A 492-nucleotide genomic window follows, 5' to 3' on the forward strand; every position below is an offset into this window, starting at 1 on the left:
CTCCTCGCGCCGGTCGTGCCGGTGGCGCTCGGGCTCGACGCTGTACGGGCGCGCGCCGACGATCATACACGCCAGCGCGACGCCGTCCGCGGCGATCCGCGGGCCGGTCGAGACGTTCCCGAAGAGGCGGTCGCCGTCCTCGGCGCCCGCGCGGTGGCGGGCGGCGACCGTCGTCGTCACGCCGAGCACGTCGTACACGTCGGCGAGCGCGACGGGGATCGGTCGGACCTCCGCGAACTCGGCGGCGGCCGTCCACGCCTCGCGTTGGTAGTCGGTGAGTTCGTCGGGGTCGACGCGCGCGTCCACGGGGTCGGCGGCGCCGGCCGCGTCGAAGACGTTGTACGCACTCTCGACGTTGTTCGCGAACACCCGCGAGCCGGCGTGGTCCTCGGGGTGCGGGATCGCGGCCAGGTGGACGACCGCGTCGGGCGCGGCCGCCTCGATCACCTGCCGCGTCTCCCCGTAGTCGGTGAGGTCCGCCGCCGCGTAGTC

1 protein-coding gene is annotated in these 492 nt (G+C 75.2%); it reads right to left on the reverse strand.

Features of this window, described 5'->3' with window-relative positions; all coding sequences use genetic code 11:
• Positions 1 to 492, reverse strand: a 492-nt coding sequence (locus D3D02_RS19195) for a DUF6293 family protein (RefSeq protein ID WP_233560724.1), incomplete at both ends; no start/stop codon positions are given.

Origin of the sequence: Halobellus sp. Atlit-38R, from assembly GCF_003665925.1 — an archaeon.
Taxonomy (GTDB): domain Archaea; phylum Halobacteriota; class Halobacteria; order Halobacteriales; family Haloferacaceae; genus Haloquadratum; species Haloquadratum inordinatus.